The 20,390-nt window shown below is 40.4% G+C and carries 17 protein-coding genes, 1 tRNA gene and 2 CRISPR repeat arrays; of the genes, 7 read left to right on the forward strand and 11 right to left on the reverse strand.

Annotation, left to right across the window (positions count from 1 at the left end):
• The first annotated feature begins 71 nt into the window (after positions 1-71).
• Both RMZ41_RS00510 and RMZ41_RS00515 read left to right on the forward strand, forming a co-directional pair.
• A complete protein-coding gene (locus tag RMZ41_RS00510) occupies positions 72-1,559 on the forward strand; it encodes a BamA/TamA family outer membrane protein (RefSeq protein WP_322643505.1) in 1,488 nt (495 codons plus the stop codon).
• An 80-nt stretch (positions 1,560-1,639) separates the two neighbouring features.
• Complete coding sequence (locus RMZ41_RS00515) at positions 1,640-2,032, forward strand: hypothetical protein (protein ID WP_322643506.1); 393 nt, start codon at positions 1,640-1,642, stop codon at positions 2,030-2,032.
• On the opposite strand, the gene RMZ41_RS00520 is transcribed toward RMZ41_RS00515, so the two are convergent.
• The 3 genes from RMZ41_RS00520 to RMZ41_RS00530 all read right to left on the reverse strand — a co-directional run bounded on the left by RMZ41_RS00520 (position 2,016) and on the right by RMZ41_RS00530 (position 4,266).
• Positions 2,016-2,579: an HD domain-containing protein gene (locus RMZ41_RS00520; protein ID WP_322643507.1), complete on the reverse strand. Its 564-nt coding sequence runs from the start codon at positions 2,577-2,579 to the stop codon at positions 2,016-2,018. The genes RMZ41_RS00515 and RMZ41_RS00520 overlap by 17 nt on opposite strands.
• A gap of 36 nt (positions 2,580-2,615) precedes the next feature.
• On the reverse strand, positions 2,616-3,995 hold the full coding sequence (locus RMZ41_RS00525) for a TIGR03985 family CRISPR-associated protein (protein ID WP_322643508.1): 1,380 nt from the start codon (positions 3,993-3,995) through the stop codon (positions 2,616-2,618).
• Between the two features lie 100 nt (positions 3,996-4,095).
• Positions 4,096-4,266, reverse strand: coding sequence for a hypothetical protein (locus tag RMZ41_RS00530; protein WP_322734440.1), 171 nt, complete (start codon positions 4,264-4,266; stop codon positions 4,096-4,098).
• Positions 4,267-4,281: 15 nt separating this feature from the next.
• Between RMZ41_RS00530 and RMZ41_RS00535 the strand changes: the two genes are divergently transcribed.
• On the forward strand, positions 4,282-5,298 hold the full coding sequence (locus RMZ41_RS00535; RefSeq protein WP_322643510.1) for an isopenicillin N synthase family dioxygenase: 1,017 nt from the start codon (positions 4,282-4,284) through the stop codon (positions 5,296-5,298).
• A gap of 311 nt (positions 5,299-5,609) precedes the next feature.
• Positions 5,610-7,534: direct repeats of the CRISPR family, unit length 37 nt; unit sequence ATTGCAATTCATCAAAATCCCTATTAGGGATTGAAAC.
• 110 nt (positions 7,535-7,644) lie between these two features.
• Positions 7,645-8,194: a CRISPR direct-repeat array (repeat unit 37 nt; unit sequence ATTGCAATTCATCAAAATCCCTATTAGGGATTGAAAC).
• Between the two features lie 153 nt (positions 8,195-8,347).
• Here RMZ41_RS00535 and RMZ41_RS00540 read toward each other — a convergent pair.
• From RMZ41_RS00540 to RMZ41_RS00550, 3 genes are all read right to left on the reverse strand, one after another.
• Positions 8,348-8,420 (reverse strand) — tRNA-Arg (locus RMZ41_RS00540).
• A gap of 58 nt (positions 8,421-8,478) precedes the next feature.
• A complete protein-coding gene (locus RMZ41_RS00545; protein WP_322643511.1) occupies positions 8,479-9,684 on the reverse strand; it encodes a murein hydrolase activator EnvC family protein in 1,206 nt (401 codons plus the stop codon).
• A 645-nt stretch (positions 9,685-10,329) separates the two neighbouring features.
• Positions 10,330-11,352, reverse strand: a complete 1,023-nt coding sequence (locus tag RMZ41_RS00550; protein ID WP_322643590.1) for a tRNA-dihydrouridine synthase family protein — start codon at positions 11,350-11,352, stop codon at positions 10,330-10,332.
• A 540-nt stretch (positions 11,353-11,892) separates the two neighbouring features.
• On the opposite strand from RMZ41_RS00550, the gene RMZ41_RS00555 reads away from it, so the two are divergent.
• From RMZ41_RS00555 to RMZ41_RS00565, 3 genes are all read left to right on the forward strand, one after another.
• Positions 11,893-12,579: a hypothetical protein gene (locus RMZ41_RS00555; RefSeq protein ID WP_322643512.1), complete on the forward strand. Its 687-nt coding sequence runs from the start codon at positions 11,893-11,895 to the stop codon at positions 12,577-12,579.
• A 207-nt stretch (positions 12,580-12,786) separates the two neighbouring features.
• Entirely contained in the window at positions 12,787-14,406 is a 1,620-nt protein-coding gene (locus RMZ41_RS00560) for an NAD(P)H-hydrate dehydratase (RefSeq protein WP_322643513.1), read from the forward strand.
• A 206-nt stretch (positions 14,407-14,612) separates the two neighbouring features.
• Positions 14,613-15,329, forward strand: a complete 717-nt coding sequence (locus tag RMZ41_RS00565) for a hypothetical protein (protein WP_322643515.1) — start codon at positions 14,613-14,615, stop codon at positions 15,327-15,329.
• 90 nt (positions 15,330-15,419) lie between these two features.
• Here RMZ41_RS00565 and RMZ41_RS00570 read toward each other — a convergent pair whose 3' ends face one another.
• The 4 genes from RMZ41_RS00570 to surE form a co-directional block, all read right to left on the reverse strand.
• Positions 15,420-16,196, reverse strand: coding sequence for an MGMT family protein (locus RMZ41_RS00570; protein WP_322643516.1), 777 nt, complete (start codon positions 16,194-16,196; stop codon positions 15,420-15,422).
• 24 nt (positions 16,197-16,220) lie between these two features.
• Positions 16,221-16,874 carry a PAP/fibrillin family protein gene (locus RMZ41_RS00575; protein ID WP_322643517.1) on the reverse strand — a complete coding sequence of 218 codons (654 nt, stop codon included), beginning with the start codon at positions 16,872-16,874 and terminating at the stop codon, positions 16,221-16,223.
• Between the two features lie 250 nt (positions 16,875-17,124).
• Positions 17,125-17,748: a hypothetical protein gene (locus RMZ41_RS00580; protein WP_322643518.1), complete on the reverse strand. Its 624-nt coding sequence runs from the start codon at positions 17,746-17,748 to the stop codon at positions 17,125-17,127.
• Positions 17,749-17,883: 135 nt separating this feature from the next.
• Complete coding sequence (gene surE, locus RMZ41_RS00585; protein ID WP_322643519.1) at positions 17,884-18,564, reverse strand: 5'/3'-nucleotidase SurE; 681 nt, start codon at positions 18,562-18,564, stop codon at positions 17,884-17,886.
• Between the two features lie 395 nt (positions 18,565-18,959).
• Here surE and psb32 point away from each other — a divergent pair, with 395 nt between their 5' ends.
• Complete coding sequence (psb32, locus tag RMZ41_RS00590; protein ID WP_322643520.1) at positions 18,960-19,697, forward strand: photosystem II repair protein Psb32; 738 nt, start codon at positions 18,960-18,962, stop codon at positions 19,695-19,697.
• A gap of 52 nt (positions 19,698-19,749) precedes the next feature.
• Here psb32 and RMZ41_RS00595 read toward each other — a convergent pair whose 3' ends face one another.
• The gene (locus RMZ41_RS00595) at positions 19,750-20,133 is read right to left on the reverse strand and encodes a DUF4346 domain-containing protein (RefSeq protein ID WP_322643521.1); all 384 of its coding nucleotides are present in this window, start codon (positions 20,131-20,133) and stop codon (positions 19,750-19,752) included.
• Positions 20,134-20,390: the final 257 nt, after the last annotated feature.

The raw sequence follows: 20,390 nt of genomic DNA on the forward strand, positions 1-20,390 counted from the left end.
GTTAATATATAACTTACGCAAAAGAGAACCGCTCTATGCTGTAAACTTAATGACACTAACGGATATTCAATATGCGAGTTCAAATAACTGTAGTTGCGATTGCAGCAATGTTAGTGAGTGGTAAAAATCTAGAGGCCCTTGCAGACTCGCAACCATCTACTCAAGATGGGGCTAGTGAGATTGTCACACCAGAAGCTACGATCCACATAGAGGGAGGGTATGCCCAATATGGTGATTATATCGGAGTTAGTTTAGCAGATAACCAAACACTGGAATCCCAAAAAGTTGTCAAAGATATTCAGATTCGTTTTACTAATAGCAGAGGTCTGCCAATCAGAGGGCGAACTCAGAAAGATTTTATCATTGGTTTGCTGAAACTCAAACCCGGTCAGGTATTCAGTAAAGATTTACTTCAAGCAGACTTGCAACACTTGAGGAGATTAGAGTCATTCAATCAAGTCAATGCCTACCCTAAAGAAGATGCTAACAGTGTTAATATTCTTTATGTAATTAAAGAGCGTAGCTTCCCTTCTCTCATCTTCGGAGGCGGGAACAATGATGACGTTGGGCTATACGGTCGGGTTGGTTATAGAGATGAAAACGTTAACGGACTGAACGATAGATTAAATACAATTTTGCAGTTCAGCAGTAAAGATGTCCAATTTAATGGTCAATTCACTAGTCGTTATCGTTCTGAAGAACCAAACCGCTTAGGCTATAGCATTAGAGCTTTTCGTAGCCGAAATACATCGGGAACCTTCAACGATGATATCAGATTGGCTGACGGCAGCAAAGTCCGAGAAGGAAGATTTGGTGGTTCTGTAGCACTTTTACGATCTTTTGATGAGTGGGATACATCGGTAGCACTCAACTATACCAGAATTAGTCTACGCGATGGAGACTATAACGTTGTCCAGGTTGATAGATTAGGGAGTCCTCTATCTGTGAGCGGCACTGGAATTGATGACCTATATACAGTATCATTTGCTGTATCCAGAGATCGACGCGATCGCCGAGACAATCCGACTCAAGGATCAATTCTCACCTTGAGTACAGAACAAGCAATACCTATTGGACTAGGGAATATTTCTAGCAACCGCTTGCGGGGAGACTATATTCAGTATTTGCCAGTTAGTTGGATAGGTAATGGTAGACCGACTGATAATCCAGAAATGTTGGCGATTAATTTACAAATTGGTACGACTCTTGGAGATTTCCCACCCGCCGATGCTTTTAATATTGGTGGGATAGATTCTGTCAGAGGTTACGGTTATGGTAAAGTTGCCAGTGGTCGGAGTTATGGTTTAGCTTCTGTAGAATATCGGTTCCCAATTTTTCAATCAGTAGGGGGAGTTGTCTTTACTGACTTCGCCTCAGATTTTGGGTCTAGCGATACCGTGTTAGGAGAACCAGGAGTTTTACGAGACAAACCCGGAAGCGGCTTTGGTTACGGCTTGGGATTGCGGCTAAAATCATCTTTTGGTTTGATTCGAGGCGACTTAGGAATTAGCGACCAAGGTGAAGTTAGATTTGAAGTTACTACAGGTCAGCGATTTTAATTGTATTAGTTTTTACTTAGTCCAGTATTTCATTAATTCGTAGCGGATTTCATTTGACAATACTCTGCATTGTTAACGCGGTGGCTTGCATTGTTAACGCGGTGGCTTGCATTGGTAATGCGGTGGCTTGCATTGGTAATGCGGTGGCTTGCATTGGTAATGCGGTGGCTTGCATTGGTAATGCGGTGGCTTGCATTGTTAACGCGGTGGCTTGCATTGTTAATGCGGTGGCTTGTATTGTTAATGCAGTGGCTTGCATTGTTAATGCGGTGGCTTGTATTGTTAATGCAGTGGCTTGCATTGTTAATGCGGTGGCTTGTATTGGTAACGCGGTGGCTTGTATTGGTAAAGATGCGATAAATTATCATAAAGACGCGATAAATCGCCGTCTCTACAAAAGATGGGGATTTATTGCGTCTTTTGTCTTAACCAAACAATATTGCCACTATATTTTTCTCAAGATAGTTGGCTGATAACTCGTTCCAATTCTTCTATCATCACATCTGAACCTGTTTCCCGATACACTTGCACTAATGATTGGTAAAACCACAAAGTTTTTTCTTTACCACTGCTAAATTCAGCCCAAATAACATCTCCCATTTGTCGCCAATCTGCCAGTAAAGACCTGGCATTATGTAGTTTATCAGCCAACGACACTCGCCGAATTGAGGGCGAAGCATGACGAAGTTTTTCTATATATCTATTCTTACGTTCTTGCCAAGGTGGTTTCGGTGGTGTATCCCACTCTGTACAGCCGTCGATAATTTCCACAACGGTTTCGCCGAAATGTTGGCGAATATCCTCACGGATAGGTTTACCGCCTTGGTCTTCTATACTATCGTGTAATAAAGCTGCGATCGCTTCCTCTTCACTCCCACCCATCTCTAATACCAACGCCGTCACACTCAATAAGTGGGAAATATAAGGAATACCGCTAACTTTACGAGTCTGGTTAGCATGGAGACGATTAGCATAGACTAACGCCGCTTCAAATCTTTCTGTTAATTTTGCCGCACTCATTTTTTATTCTCACAACTTATTTTCTTAAAGATGAATTCAGCAATCAGAACTAAGTCTGAATTCTGTTTGATAAAATTGCCATTCTGCTTCCACCTCTTTGGTGATTTTCTGTCGCAGTTCCCAAGGTAAAAGCACCTCTACTTTTGGTCGCCAAGCCCGCAAACGCAAACCTACATTCGGATCTCCATCGCGGTAAGTTACAGTATAGTAAGCATCATCACTGCGACGATTTTGTAAGATTTTTAGCAATGCTTCCTGATGTTTTGCGGAGGTAACTTGTTGAATCAGTTGTAATACCCACTGATAGGTTATCGGCTTAAAAGTAGCATGACGAGAAGTTCCTTTCAGATAGGACTCAGCAAATGTGCGGTCGAACCGTAGCAGCATCAATTTAGATGGTAAGTAAAAGTCAAAACCCCAAGCTTGATGCATTTGGGAACGTATATAATCTGGTGTCGGTAAAGTTGTTCGCCGTTGTCGCAGTATTTTGGGTAATTTCGTATCATTCCAATCTAAGGGAGTAATTTTTTGAATTTTATCTAAGCGATAGTTGTACCACTCACCTTGATTTGTGGGAGTTTTGCCAAAGCCGCAGAGATATATGGCTCTTTGCACGTAATATATACAGACAGGATAAACAATACACTCCACAGCACCATACTTAGCGCTAGTGTAGTTAAGGCAAATTGGCGCGATGATTGGCTGTTCCCAAAGATTGCGGAATTCATCTAGCCATTTCTCAACTTGATTTTGGGTTTGAGAAATAATGTAATCAACTTCCAAATGAAATCGCTGCACATTTTGGATGGGTTGGGAGAGATTTTGAGCGATCGCTTCTAAGTTAGGATTGAGAAAGCCTAAATCATAAACTCCCAAACGGTTACTCACCGGTTCTAATTCTCTGGCGCTGGGTCGAGATGGAAAATTTTGAACTCGATAGTATTGTTTGTCTGCAACTTTCAACCAGCCAAGGTCAGCGAGAATTTGCAAATCGGCGAAAAGAGTCCGGCGAGTGACTGCAAATAAACGCTGTTGCAATAACTCATCTATATCTATATCAGGAATTGCATCATGTTGCTGGAGCGATCGCTTCCACTCAGATTCTAAAAGTCCGGTTTTGGGATAAAATAACCACTGGGCGGTGGTTTTGGCACAAGCACAATTAACATCATGCAAATTAGGCGCTGATTCTGCTTTCGGATGAGTTGCATTAAAGAAAGTATCTCGCCAGTGTTTGTAAGAAAAAGGGTTAGGTAAAAACAGGCGGTCTTCTTCATCCCCATAGAGAGAGTGTAGCCAAACCCACAACCGGATAGCGCGTAACAGGTTTTGCTTCAATGAACCTCGCGCCAACCATTGCAATAATTCTATATGGGGTGCATCTTCTATTAGCGGTGCTGTGCTGAAATCAACCACTTTTAAAGCCTGAGTTAATTAATCTGTGGGTTCTCATTTTAGATTAATTGCTTCTGGAAGTAGATGCTTCCAAGATGGGAGAGAAGCTTATACTGTTCGGTTAAGGTAAAAGGCGCGATAGAGAGACGCGATAAATCGCCGTCTCTACAATAATCAGTCTTTCGTCTTGACGGCGATTTATCGCCTCTTTGGGTTTATTATTTTCATCAAATAATCTTAACTGAACCGTATTGAGAGAGAAGCGATCGCCCATTTTGGTATTATTGAACAAATTGCGGGGGGTGTTATGAAAAACTTGCAAGTTGTAGAGGAATTTTCATCCGTCCCGATTATTGATATCAGCACCTTGGTTTCTCGAAAAGGAAATCTCCATTCCGTTGCATCGCAAATTAAACAAGCGTGTCGAGAATCGGGATTTTTCTATATTATCGGACATGGCGTAGACGAAAATTTGCAGCAGCGACTCGAAGAACTCAGCCGCCAGTTTTTCGCCCAAGATTTGGAAACTAAACTTAAAATCCGTATGGCTTTGGGAGGTATTGCATGGCGAGGTTATTTTCCCGTTGGTGGCGAACTGACATCCGGTAAACCCGACTTGAAAGAAGGTATTTACTTTGGCGCTGAACTTCCAGATGAACACCCGCTAGTACAAGCTGGTACTCCTATGCATGGTTCAAACCTCTTCCCCGTCAACATTCCCCAATTTGGCGAAACAGTTCTTGAATATATGGAGGCGATGACAGATTTGGGGCATACTCTCATGACTGGTATCGCCCTGAGTTTGGGATTAGAAGAATCTTACTTTGCTGACCGTTATACTTCAGATCCTTTAGTGTTGTTTCGCATCTTCAACTATCCTCCTAATTTATCACCATCAGATGGTAAACCAATCTGGGGTGTTGGCGAACATACAGATTATGGCGTTTTAACCATTCTCAAACAAGACAACTCCGGTGGATTACAGGTTAAATCCAAGTCAGGTTGGGTTGCTGCGCCTCCCATTCCCGGTTCCTTTGTCTGTAACATCGGCGATATGCTAGATAAAATGACGGGTGGTTTGTATCGTTCTACACCTCATCGGGTACAAAACCAGTCTCAAAATCATCGCCTATCGTTTCCCTTCTTTTTCGACCCCAATTTTGATGTAGAAGTTAAGTCCATTGAATTAGATAATATAGTGGTGCATGATAATGGCGATCGCTGGGATAACGCTAACATTCATGATTTTCGCGGAACTTATGGCGATTATGTGTTGAATAAGGTGTCTAAGGTTTTTCCTGAATTGCGGCAAACAGTATTATAGGGTTTGAAGCCATTTATTTTTTACTGAATTGCCTTTTGCTTAGGTTCCTGTATGTCAAATGCGCGAAAGGGTAGGTGTACAAATTCCCCAGCCTCAAAAAAGTGCTTCTATCCCAACACCAGCAAGACTTTCACCCTACTAATCGCCCTATTATCATCCGCGCAATCTCTGAAATGCCTACAAAAATCGGGTTTCAGCCTTTAAATGTTTCTGACACTCTTTCCAAACGAATTCTCTAATGCTATGATTGCTCAAGAATCGCGCAACCGCACCTTGAAAACTAAATACAGCTTGAGTTTCAGGCTCCCGCTATTGCAATTCATCAAAATCCCTATTAGGGATTGAAACGCCAGTACCAACCTAATCGATTTAATTCTTGATAATTGCAATTCATCAAAATCCCTATTAGGGATTGAAACCTAGACGTACAAAACCACCCCTTTGACCGTGAATTGCAATTCATCAAAATCCCTATTAGGGATTGAAACAACTCAAAGGACTGCGATCGCAACTAAAACCAATATTGCAATTCATCAAAATCCCTATTAGGGATTGAAACTAAAACACCGTCAGCTAATAATAATGTGCATTTAAATTGCAATTCATCAAAATCCCTATTAGGGATTGAAACCTGAAATCTGAAACCTTTTTGGGTTGACCTTTACAAGATTGCAATTCATCAAAATCCCTATTAGGGATTGAAACATAGAGAAATACGAGAATGAAAATATTACTATTACATTGCAATTCATCAAAATCCCTATTAGGGATTGAAACTCCGTAAACATCCCATTTCTTTTGTGAAATTATTATTGCAATTCATCAAAATCCCTATTAGGGATTGAATCGCCAAAGAACTAAACTATAAATTTCAGACACTTTTATTGCAATTCATCAAAATCCCTATTAGGGATTGAAACTTTCCCTGTCTTCGCAATATTGAAGCGCTTGTTTTATTGCAATTCATCAAAATCCCTATTAGGGATTGAAACGCCTCAGATTTGCGTGAATTTGATACTTTTTTGGATTGCAATTCATCAAAATCCCTATTAGGGATTGAAACAAATTAATTAACTATTAGCTCTGATAAATTTTTGGATTGCAATTCATCAAAATCCCTATTAGGGATTGAAACGATTACGATACGATTTGGCAGTGGGAAACAGGACGGAGATTGCAATTCATCAAAATCCCTATTAGGGATTGAAACAGGCGCAGACTCAGCCACAATCAACAACTCAATCATATTGCAATTCATCAAAATCCCTATTAGGGATTGAAACGATTTCAAAGTACTCATTTACCACCCTGTACCCTGATTGCAATTCATCAAAATCCCTATTAGGGATTGAAACAGCATTATTTAGGAAGGTAAAATACTTGTTGCTAAAGATTGCAATTCATCAAAATCCCTATTAGGGATTGAAACAGAAAGGGTCGATGCTTGCGGCGGCAAGCTACGCAATTATTGCAATTCATCAAAATCCCTATTAGGGATTGAAACCCCGATCTTACTGTTCGAGTATGGGAAGGTATACATTGCAATTCATCAAAATCCCTATTAGGGATTGAAACGTTGTGAGGGGCTTTTTATGTCTTTAGCAGGGTGATTGCAATTCATCAAAATCCCTATTAGGGATTGAAACATATTACATAAGGCTTTTTAATGTGTATGCCATACAAATTGCAATTCATCAAAATCCCTATTAGGGATTGAAACAAAAATTCAATGTCAATTTGAGATTATTTCTGAATATTGCAATTCATCAAAATCCCTATTAGGGATTGAAACATATCTATAACCCTTATGAAACTTGGATTCTCGCTAGATTGCAATTCATCAAAATCCCTATTAGGGATTGAAACTTACAACGGTGGGATGATTCCAAATTATGCTTTTGGATTGCAATTCATCAAAATCCCTATTAGGGATTGAAACTTTGCATACCTTGAACTTTAGTAATGTGTGTGATGATTGCAATTCATCAAAATCCCTATTAGGGATTGAAACCGTTAAGTAGTGCTGGAACGGTCATCAAACCTGCTTCGTATTGCAATTCATCAAAATCCCTATTAGGGATTGAAACAAAAGAGTTCATGGATCGCAACTTTGACCATGATTGATTGCAATTCATCAAAATCCCTATTAGGGATTGAAACCTCCAGGTGTTCCAGGTTGTCCGGGTGTTCCGGGTTCTATTGCAATTCATCAAAATCCCTATTAGGGATTGAAACTACAAGTTTATGAAGTGCGATCGCGCTCTTAAAGTATTGCAATTCATCAAAATCCCTATTAGTAGGGATTGAAACAGGGTAATTTGTGCCGGCTGAAGGTGTTCCAGCAACATTGCAATTCATCAAAATCCCTATTAGGGATTGAAACGAATTTGCTGAATATCTAATTGATAAACAAGGGCATTGCAATTCATCAAAATCCCTATTAGGGATTGAAACATATTCTACTCTATCCATAGACATATACGCCTACGGATTGCAATTCATCAAAATCCCTATTAGGGATTGAAACGAGTCTGACATGCCTGAATCTGAGTGCCTGTCCTATTGCAATTCATCAAAATCCCTATTAGGGATTGAAACCTACAAGTATTCCCTTGAGAAGATAATTCTCACACATCAAATTGCAATTCATCAAAATCCCTATTAGGGATTGAAACTTCGTACTTCTGCTGCCAGCAGGTATTGTGCCACTATTGCAATTCATCAAAATCCCTATTAGGGATTGAAACAATTCCGGCTCCATGAACCGTTGAAGTGCAAGTCATATTATTGCAATTAACTAAAATCCCTATTAGGGATTGAAACTTCGGGGCGTGAATGAAGGCTATGCCGAGTCCGTAAATTGCAATTAACTAAAATCTCTATTAGGGATTGAAACCATAAAACATAATGTGAGAATTGCAATTCCCAATTCGATTGCAGCAGTTTATCTCAAACCAACTAGTCACCCCTATTTTTTCGTTTTAGGGATACATTAGATTGATATGATAGAAAATAACCTTTCGATTTTGCGATTAGTCTTGTAAATTAACGAGCGCGGAGGGATTTGAACCCCCGACCCACAGAACCGGAATCTGTTGCTCTATCCACTGAGCCACGCGCCCTTACTCTTTTATATTATAGCACGTTTATGATAAAATTTGCAGCCCAGAGAAACTTGGTTCACAGATAATTAGCTGGGTTTACGGGTGTACCATTGCGACGCACTTCAAAGTGGAGGTGAGGGCCAGTTGAGAAACCTGTAGAACCCACAGCAGCGATCGCTTGTCCACGTTCAACAACTTGTCCCTCAGAAACATACAACTCGCTGGTATGTCCATACAATGTTGTCAGACCATTACCGTGGTCGATAATTACCGCTCTGCCATAACCACCATACCACCCAGCAAAAATTACTCTTCCCGAATCGGCTGCCCGAATTTTACTACCATAGCTAGCGGCAAAATCTAAGCCGGCGTGAAAGCGACGATAGCCAAGGATTGGGTGTATCCGCCAGCCGAAGGGACTACTAGTAGAAGCATCGCTAGGATATGCCATAACTCCAGTTCCCCGAATGATGATACTTGTCCGGCTGTTGGTTTTTGTTTGCGCTTCTTCTGTGGCTCTGGCTTCTGCTACCTTTTGTTGAATCAAGACTTCCAGATTTTTGGATTCCCTCTCTAGCTGGTTTTGCGCGGCTTCCAGAGCGAGGCGATCGCTATTGAGGCGTTGAATCAATTCTGATTGGGACTGCGCTTGAGTTTGATAATCGGCTTTTTGTGCTAATAGTTGCTCACGAATCAAGGCAATTTCGTTTTTTTGCTGTTCTACACCCGTTCTTTGTTGATTTATCAAGTTTGCTTGGGCGTTGAGTTTTGCCAAAATTTGTTCGTCTGCCTGATACACTAACTTCAACTGATGACGACGGCTGATAAAGTCGCTGATATTTTCACTTTGGAGCAAAACTGCCCAGCCAACAGATGCAGGCGATCGCTGGAGATAACGCAATCGTGCTACTGTTGCTATTTGCCGCTCCTGATATGAACGTTCTGCTACAGCTAAATCTGTTTCCAATTGCTGGAGGCGTTGAGTAGCGAGTTGTAATCGTGATTCGCTCTCTTGAATATAGCTATCTGTAGTTTGCAGATTTTGCTTTAAACCAGTGAGGTGTTTTTGCGCCTCTTGTTGGAGATTTGTTAAGCGATTGCGATCGCTAACCACACTCTGACGCTGCTGGTTCATTTGTTGCTGCTGTTGTCGCAAATTATCAATCGACCCTGTGGAGGTTGCGTGTACTGGAATTAATGAAAAATAAATCCACAAAATGCAGCACAATGCAATAGATAAACAGCCAAAAATCAAATTTTTCCCGATAAATCGCCCTCTCATAGAGTGCAGCCCAACCAAAACGATGCTTTCAAACGCTATGAGGATTATTCCCAAAATTTGATTCAATCACTCCATGTATCAAATTGATCTGCCAAGTTGTAACACAAAGATTCTCGCTATGTCAGCATTAGGGAACTCCAAGAAATAAATTATCCAATCTTGTGGGGTGGGCATCTTGCCATAGGTGTCAACTTAACGTGAAACCCTAGCAATGACGTTATATCAAGCCTACTCAATTACTAATTAAGTCGTCGGAACCCCACCCCGCTTTTGTCTAGCGACAAAACCTCCCCTCCCCGTTCACGGGGAGGGGATTAAGGGGTGGGGTAAAACGCATGTGGGATAAGCGTTTGAACTTAAGTTGACACCAATGGCATCTTGCCCGCCATATAAACTGGGCGCTCATGTTGCCCACCCCACAATTAATAATTAGACCTCTTGGCAAAAGTCGGGAAAAGGGGAAGGTGGGGCCCCCTCTGGGGATAAGGGGCGGGGGAAAGGGGGAAAGGTTTGTTATTTTCCCTTTACCCTTTACCCTTTAACCTTTACCCCTAAGAGTGCAAAAAGCACAAATGCCAAGAGGTCTATTGAATATTTTTTTATTTGGAAGTCCCTTAATCAACCAACTGCCAAACATAGTTGCTATTACACCCTCAAGGAGGCTGCTAGGGCTAAAGTTTTCGTACTGTCAGCAAGGAGAGTGCGATCGCAGAGGTTAAACAATTCTACTTCGGTCTGCGTCCGTCGCATCAGCCGCAAAAAATGACCTTCAGTGTCAACACTCAGGGCAATGTAGTTAAGGAACATTTTCAGGTAGCCTACACGCGCTCGCTCTGGCATACTGGCGGCTGTGGGGGTTTGCCATAAACGATCGATATAGTTGCGTACCTCTACTAAAGGAACTGGGGTAATCGGCTCTTTTCGCAAAGCCTGCCGAATTTGACTAAAAATCCAAGGATTCCCAATCGCCCAGCGTCCCACCATCACACCCGCCGCGCCTGTTTGAGAAAGTACTTCAATAGCAGTAGTAGCAGAGTTGATATTGCCATTGGCAAGCACTGGACAATGAACTCGTTTGACGGCTTCAGCGATCAAATCATACTTCACTGCGCCGTGGTACATATCTTTTACTGTGCGACCATGCAAACTTAGCAAATCAATGCTGTGGCGATTGATTAAATCTAGAATTTCGTAAAAGGTATCCGTATTTTCAAAGCCTACACGCATTTTGACGGTCAAAGGGCGATCGTTCACTGCCTGCCGCAATTCTGCCAAAATTCGATCCACTTTTTTTGGTAAAAGCAGCAATCCACCACCAACATTTTTGCGATAGATTCTAGGTGCTGGACAGCCCATATTCAAGTCAACTCCAGCGATATTATAGCGGCACAGATCAATTGCTGTTCTTACTAAGTCTGGAATACTTTCGCCAATCATTTGAGCAAAAACGGGGCGACCCGTGTCGTTTTCAGTGATTGCTGCTAGAATGCTACGATTGAGCCGTGAGGTATCATTGACGCGGAAATACTCGGTGAAAAAGTAGTCAGGGCTGCCGTAATGGGCAATGACCTTCATAAACCAAAGGTTTGTCACATCCTGCATGGGCGCAAGAGCAGTCAGGGGTAGGTATGGATCGAGCGATCGGGGAAGCGATACCTGAGACGACATGGAGATAAGAGCGTTCGGCAAAGCATCACTCTATCAAAAAATTGTTAATAATTCATCATTCATCAGAAAGCCGATGGAAAAGCATTTGGGCCAGATCGCTGGCCTTAGCTGTTGCTGAAGAGGTTGTGGTAACAATCGATTTTATGAAGATTGGCGAAATTGCTGCTGATGTTACCCCTCAAAACTTTTCAAACATGCTGCGATCGCTATTTCTCAAATCTTGTTGCAACTGGATCTAAAAATAATTCATTTAATATCAATAAATAAATCATTGAAATTCTCACAAAATATATTTAATATACTTTTGTGAGAATTTTGGAAAAACTGTATTAATTAAGATTTTAAAAAATTTAATTGTATCAATAGCAAAGACTAGTTATCAACTAAATATGTAATTTGCAATTTTATTATAGAGTAGCAATCTATATATATCAAATTTATTGATGGCATTACCCAACATACAAAAACTTATATTTTGTTGAAGTTAAACCGACTTTTTACATAAGATAACTTTGCAATTTTAATCGAAAAAGGACAACTATGTTTAATTCACGTATAGGCTGGCTCATGACTGCTACTTTAACTCTAGTGAGTTTAGGGTCAAATATGCAAAGTGTGAAAGCTCAAGTTAATTATAATAATTATACGTTTAGTGCTGACTACAATACACTTGTCACTATTGACCCAACCTTCAGACCAGACTTAGGAATTGTTAGAGCAACTATCAAAGGTGAAAGTACCCAATCGGCTCCTTATGGGTTGGATTCTTTTATTAGTGAAACCTATGGTAAACTTGAACCTATTGAAGATCCATCGATTAATAAATATACTTTTAATTCAGATCCAAGCGTGTTTGGTTTAGATGGGGAACCCACATTGTCTGATCGATATTATGGCGGTGCTAATGAATTATTTGGCAAAGCAAGTGACAGCGCTGAAATTAATTTTGCAGAAGGTATTATCAAAGGTGGCGGTACTATTACCCTCTTTGGAGGAACAGGTTTATTTCAAAATGCTACAGGCACAATCACTTTTACTGAAGAAGACCAACTTAATCCCCCTGGAACGCCTTCTCAAGGTTTAGCTAAACTCACATTCAACGTGCAAACTCCTCAACAGGTTCCCGAACCAACGGCGAATAAAAGTTTAATTGTTATGGGTTTAATGGGAGCAAGTTTAGTAATTAGCCGACGCTATCAAAAAGTTATTTCAAAGTCTATTCTCTAAAAATCTGTAAATAAACGAACCACAGAGGCGCAGAGAACACAGAGTGAGGAGAGATAGAGAAGATTTTTGCCTCGGTTTTAGGATATTTTTTTATTTGGAATTACCTTAAAAAGAATTGTGTGAAATCTGCTAAAGTTTCAATAAATCTGAAACTTATAACTCAGCACGGGCTAAATACCCCGCTACCGCTAACAGGACTTAGGGCTGATGCAGAACAGGCAAGAAAAAATTTCGCAAGTAATAGTGACTGCTGGGCAAATGCACGATATTGAAGATCGGATCTTTGCAGCAGGAATGCCTGTAGTCGCCTTAATCGAAAAGGTGGCGGGATTAATTGCCCGTCGGATTGAAGAGATCCCCCCAACTCCTCTTAAAAAGCAGGGCTATGTTGCTTCAAACACTTTATTAAAGCCGCAGGTAGGAGGATTTCGTGTCGGAATTCTTGTCGGCCCTGGTCATAATGGCGGAGATGCTTTAGTAGTAGCCCGTGAATTACACTTTCGCGGATATGAAGTTTGGATTTATTCTCCTTTTTCTAAGCTTAAAGAGTTAACTTCGCATCACTTACAGTATGCTCAAAGTTTGGGCATTCCCATTTATCAAACAATTGAGCAACTTCCAGATTCTGATTTGTTAATTGATGGCTTGTTTGGGTTTGGTTTAGAAAAAAACCTGACTGATCCCATCGCCTCTGCAATTAATCAGCTAAATGAATTATCTGTGCCGATTTATAGTATCGATTTACCTTCAGGTTTGCACACTGACACTGGCGTTGTATTGGGAACTGCTATTCGCGCTACTCATACTTTTTGCTTGGGTCTATGGAAACTAGCTTTTTTCCAAGATCGGGCGCTGGAATATGTCGGCAAAGCTGAGTTAATCGATTTTGATATTCCTTTAGCTGATGTGGAAGCTGTTCTCAAAGATGCACCCAGAATTAAACGGATTACACCAGCAACGGCACTTGCTACTTTACCCTTACCTCGCCCATCAGTTACCCACAAATATAAGGAAGGGCATTTACTGCTGATTTGCGGTTCGCGGCGCTATGCAGGTGGAGCAATTTTAACTGGTTTGGGTGCTAGGGCCAGTGGTGTAGGGATGCTTTCCATTGCCGTACCCGAATCGCTGAAATCTCTTTTGGTGTCACACTTACCGGAAGCGCTAATTGTCGGTTGTCCAGAAACGGAAACTGGAGCGTTCACCGAAGGTGTTGGCGGAGCCATCGCTCAGTTACAATTACCAGAAAGCACTGACTTGAGTTCCTTTAATGCGATCGCTTGTGGCCCCGGTTTAACACGAGATGCGACTCCTATTGTTCAAGAAGTCATCGCAAGCGATCGCCCTTTGATTCTCGATGCCGATGGTTTAAATATCTTGGCACTTATGGGAGCGATCGCCACGTTAAAAAAACGTCAAGCCGTAACTATACTCACACCCCACGCTGGCGAATTCCAGCGATTGTTTCCTGATGTGGCTGATGCCAATGACAGGATCAAAGCAGTACGGGAAGCAGCCGTACAAAGTGGGGCTGTAGTCTTGTTGAAAGGGGCGAGAACTGCGATCGCAAACCCTCAAGGTGATGTTTGGAGTATTCCTGAAAGTACACCCGCCTTGGCACGCGGCGGTAGCGGTGACGTGCTAACTGGGCTACTGGGTGGATTGTTGGCGCAAGCAGGAACTAAACAGATTCCTGTAGAAGATATTGTGGCAACTGCCTCTTGGTGGCATTCCAAAGCTGGTATAATAGCCGCCCAAGAGCGTACTGAATTGGGTGTAGATGCGTTTACATTGACACAATATTTGATGAAAGTCCTAAGTAATTGACCAATGTGTGATCGCTCTTGTAGAGACGGCGATTTATCGCGTCTGGTGTCACAAAACATCAAGCGTGTGGCATACCGCATTATCCTCCTAGAAAAATGGCCGAGCGAGAAATTATTTACTGTTCGCTCAAATTAACGTTGTTAAGTTACTCAGCAGGTGTAGTTCTCACCTCCAGGCTGTGTTAGCGAAACAGGAGCATAGATACGTTGCAAAAGCTTTCTTCAGAATCTCCTCTATTTATTGTCTTAATTATTATTAGTTTTTTAGTAGTAACTGTCTCAACTTGGTTATCATCTAAACCATTTGTTTTAAAACCATTTGGAGTTAATGATATTATCCAATTACTCACATTACTATTGTTTATTTCTTTATTGTTAGAGCGCTCTTTAGAAGTTTTTATAACTACTTGGCGAGGCCCATTTGTCGAACAATTAGATATTAGTATTCAGCAAGAAAAGGCTTTACTAACTGAAAAAATAAGACTTATGGAAGTTCAACAGCAACAATTTCCTTCTTTAGAATCAACTCAAATCAGTGGATTACCGCCCGAAGGAATGAGTTTAGAACAGCAAATCATCCAAAATTTCACACAAAACCAACAAGAATCATTAAAAATATTTCAGCCCCAAATGGATGATTTAAATCAAAAAGAGCGCCAAAAAGCAGCTTATAAATCTGAGACACGAATAATTGCTCTATGGACATCTCTTTTATTCGGTCTTTTAATGAGCGCAATCGGTATTCGCTCAATTGAGCCACTTGTAATTGTTGATTTCGATAATCCGATTCAAGTAATTATTTTTCGTTGTTTAGATGCATTGCTAACAGGAGGTTTAATTGCAGGAGGTAGCGAAGGAATCCATAAGCTGATCAAAGTTTTTCTCGACTTTATGGAAGCTACATCTAGACAAATTAAAAGTTAAAATTATAGTATTTTATTTTGATTTTAAAATTTACTTACGTAGATAGTCTACAGAATAAAAGGCTTTTTCAAAAAAATATGACTTAGACATCTATTCTAAATAGATATTTTTATTATTCCATATATAATTTTCAACATCTACAAAACTTTTATTTAAATTACCTAATAAATCTAACTCAGATAAAACCTTAACTCCTTCAGCTTCTAACTTATTTTTTTGTTGGTTCACATAAGTTATCAAATAACCTTTAGAGTCTAATATTCTATGTAGCGGATAATCAGCAGCCGAGGTTTTTTTTAGGTATGTAGGAATAGCTCTTAAATAACTATTATCAACTCCTATACCTTTAATTATTTGTTTATATGTAACTACTTTCCCAGCAGGGATTTTGATGATAAAATTTAGGAATCGCTCATAAGGATTTTCAGATAATGCTGGGAATTTATCAGCCTGAATTTGAAAATTACTACCAACCTGGATTTTACCTGATTTAATAACTACACCTAAGATTCCTCTTTTGCCTTGGATGCTTTTTAATGATTGTACTAAGTGGGCTATTCGTTTACAAGGTTCGCAGTGAAAAGTTAGACGAATTGCTGCACCACTTTCAAATTTTAGCAGAGATCCAGGAATAAAATTATCAAACTCTATACCTGCAACCACAATATTTTCTCGCAATTCTCCTGGTTGAATTGATAAGTCTAAAATATCTTCATACCGAACAATTAAAACTTGTCTGGGGCTTATCAAATCGGCATTAATATCTTCTTCTATACCATAACCTACCTTTAAATTTAATGTTTTAAGCTCTACCATCGCAGAACGTGGTTTTACTTTGGTGAAAAGATGCGTCACTGAGAGAGCCATATTCATTCATTGGCACAAATAATTTCAAATTGAGGAAATTAAGTTAGTTAAATCATCGGATTTACTAAGAATGAATAAACTACCATCTCCTCCACGTCCAATTCTTAAGGTTTCATCTAAGTAAGTAATGTCTAGTGTGGCAGTTCTGCCATTAGGATTATTAGCTGGGACAACCTTAAATGGGTTGAGTTGGGGAGTATTAATACCAAAAATTTTCTCAATCGATAAGTAGCGTTTGTCAAAATAAACGTTGATGCGTTTGTTCGGTGGAGGTTCTAAATCTTCTTTGGCTGGCTCAAAGCTAGCTGTTACTTTGACATATCCCGATACTAACCCCAGAGGATGTTTAACTTTAGCTAGATTGAAAAACAATTTATTTGCAACATCAATCACTTGATAAACTTTACCAAGCTTTAATCCCAATGGCAGAGAAACTAAAGAACGGATTTCTCTGGCTGTGGAATATTGCAGTTGCCAAGCTCCTTCTAGCAAAAAAGTAGCGTTAATAAGAGGATATAGGTTAGGATTTACGCTCTCTAATTCCGTCGTCAATTGTTCAATTTCTTCAGCTAAGGTTTTCTCTAGCTGCAAATCGGTAACGGGAGAACCATCGCTGTTAGCTTGAATCTTCTCAAGCTTGGCTTGTAATTTTTCCTTAATTAAAAGTTGATTGTTCAATGTTGGAAAATTTTCTTTTAAAAACTGCTAATAATGTATCAAATACTTGTATATAGGATTCCTATTTGATTTTTGAACGAAATTAGGTATTGTAGCGTGTGTTAGAACGGAGTTCGTAACGCACTATTATCATGGGTTTGATGCCGTACTCTTTGCGCTCACATCCTACGGATATTTTCTCCAAATCAAACCGGATTCCTATAGTCCCTAAGCCCCCTTTTGAAGGGGACTTTAAATTCTCTAAATGAAATTAGTCAATGAGTTGTGGGGTAGGAATTTGCGTATCGATATCTGCTTGGGAGAAAGTGGGGAGCAACCAAGTACTCTCACCCGCCTTGAATACTTTGGCAGGTTCAATATTCAATTCAATTGCGCCAGTGAGTGGATTAGTTCTAGCAATAGACTGTGTACCATCAACAAACTTGACGGCGATTGGTTCAGTCAGTTGTTGTGGTTGAGTATTCGGGCCTAAAACCACTTGAGAACCTGCGGGTAAGTAAATACCATCGCAATCCCAATCATCATCAGTGATTGTTCCTGCACCCAGAAAGTAGAGTTGAGTTGGAGATTTTTTTGGTTTATTGGCATAGACAGCTAAAGTCTTTCCAGTTTCATTGCGACACTGCGCCCGCTTTCTAGCTGTTTGTATGATATTTTTCTGAGACTGCAATTGTGCTAGTCGCTGCTGGAATTGCTCAGGTGTATAGCCAGCTTGCTCAGGTGTATCCTTTACAGTTAGAAGCTGATTGAGCGCCTGAGTTACCTCAGCATAGTCAGCCCCTTTGGTAAAATCTTTGCCAGCCCAAGAGGGTTGAGCAATTACTAAGTTCACCATCAGCACGAGGGTTACAAGAACAATTTTGAGAAACTGCATATTTTTCTCCTTTTTGGAAAATCAGTGTTCAGCGCCACTGAAACTTTACCAGATTTCTTTCAAAAGCTTGAAATATGTCCTTAATTCAAGAAGCGTTAAATGAGTAATACCAATTTTGGATTTTTGATTCAATTGTTAAACTCTTAATTGAGTTACCGCGATATTACCAGAAAAACATACATCTACATCGCTACCAGGAGTGCGATCGCGTTTGCTATATTCGCCTACATAATAAAAATTATCGCCTTCAACTCGATAGTTCACGGGTAAAGGTTTGTTACAGGCTTGGCAAAACACTAATTCTGGTTCTGGTTCTCCTGGTTGCAGATGCGGTAGGTTCACATTCCAAAAGCTTCCCGGTTCTAGGGGACGCTTGAGTAAGTCTGCTAAAACTTCAACTGTTAATTTGGCGGCTATATCCCAATCAAAATTTTGCTTGGCTTTGCGATAGTGAGAAATGGCAATACCAGGAATACCGTGCATTGCGGCTTCCCGCACAGCAGCAACAGTGCCAGAAATGTAGGCATCGACTCCCAAGTTTCCCCCAGCATTGATACCTGAAAGCACAAATTTGACATCTGCGTTAATTTGTGATATAGCAATTCTGATACAATCGGCGGGAGTGCCTGCGATCGCATATTCAGTCTCAGAACGTCGCTGGAGGTTGATGGCGCGAGTGGTAGTAACTTGATGTCCACAGCCAGACTGATGATCGGCAGGAGCAGCGATAATAAAATTTTTGCCGTTTACAGCTTTGATTAGAGCTTTTATACCAGGGGCATCAATGCCATCGTCGTTAGTTAAAATTATAGTCATGTATATTATATTGATATATTTTTAGCTAAATAGCTAAAATATCTAATCAGAAAAATGCAGATATCACCCATTTATGGGTACAGCATGAAAAGCTACTTGCAGAGATGAAAACTTATGCTAGATTCTGCAAAAAACATTGATTATACGATATCATTTCAAGATGGTTTGCAAATTCCGCCCTAAGTATTTGGGTTAATTTCCAAAATGGGCGGTATTTCTTGTCAATTTAATGCTTGCAACCGCTCTCAGAACAAGTTTGTGCAATCAAAAAATCCCTTAAAATGTATACCTGCTGACAGGGGCATAAATTTTATATTGGAGAAAATCGGGAATGAGGTGATTTTTGCAGTGGTTCTGTAGTATTTTTGGTGCAAGTCTGCCTTAAGGATCGCAAGATGAAACAACTCCTCAAACAAGTATTTAGCAGTCAAAAACACCTCATTAGGCTGATTCTACCATTGGTGACGGTTATATTAGCAGCAACGCTTTTTGCCGCACCTGCTTTAGCCACAGGTGTGTATCAAATACCCAGCCTCACAGCAGGAAATAACACCTGGGTTTTGGATCAAGCTGAAGTCATCAGCCGTCTGAATGAAGGCAAGATTAGCAGCGCTCTCGAAGATTTAGCAAAGCAAACAGACAAGGAAGTTAGAATTGTAACTGTTCGCCGCCTCGACTATGGTGAAACACCAGAAAGCTTCACTAAAGAGTTGTTTGAAAAATGGTTTCCCACAAAAGAAGCCCAAGCTAATCAAACCTTATTAGTTATTGATACAGTTACCAATGGTACTGCCATTATTACTGGGGATAAAGTCAAACCTCTACTCACTGACTCCATTGCCGAGAGTGTAGCTACTGAAACAGTAAGTGTGCCGTTACGCGATGGTAACAAATACAACCAGGCATTCCTTGATGCGAGCGATCGCCTTGTTGCCGTCCTTTCTGGAAAAGCCGATCCCGGGCCACCCCAAATCACTGACAATGTACAGGTAGAAGGAACCTACAAGAAAGCAGAAGAAACTAACCAAGGTAACGCTACTGCTTGGGTTGTAGGATTGTTAATTGCCGCCACCGTTATCCCAATGGCGACTTACTACATCTATCAGATAAATCAGCCATCATCTGATGGGTAATAAGAAAGTGAAGAGTTAGGAGTTTCTAACTATTAACTCCTCACTTCTAACTTTAATCTTGAACATACTCTTGTCCCGTTATTAAAGCCACCTCAGCCCGAAGAAATTCTCTACCTAAATAAGCTGCATGATCTAACTGGGTAACAGGAGAGGGCTGAGTTTCTTCAAAAATCTTGACGCAAAGTTCTTTCGCCGTTCTCGCGCTAAAAACTGTTGTGGAAGTTCGTTCTACTTTTTCTCGCGCCGGAATTACCTTACCCGTTTCTGGATCGATAGCTAAACCACGCTCATCAATCACATTTGTAAAATGCTTGGCATAAATTAACCGTGCGTCTCTATCCAAGTAGATAATGAAATATCCACCGGGATCGAGGTCGATATGACGCTGGGAAAGTTTATCATCAATTGCGGCTAAATTTTCAACTATTAAATCCATAAGCACTATAAAAAGAAAATTTCTTTTCTCAGGGTTTTTACACTATATATCAAGTGTAATTCCTATCTTACTTAGGATTCTTTATATCTTTAAGATATTTGTAATTCCTTTTACTGAAAACTTAATATTATAATTGGCTATAAATTATACATGTTTTTAAATATTCCGTAACGACGTAATTGTGTACTTTGCAAACCCCCAGATTCCCGACTTGTCACAGAAGTCGGGAATCTTGTTGCTCATGAATGCGCGATCGC

The organism is Nostoc sp. DedVER02, from assembly GCF_034530675.2.
Classification (GTDB): Bacteria; Cyanobacteriota; Cyanobacteriia; order Cyanobacteriales; family Nostocaceae; genus Nostoc.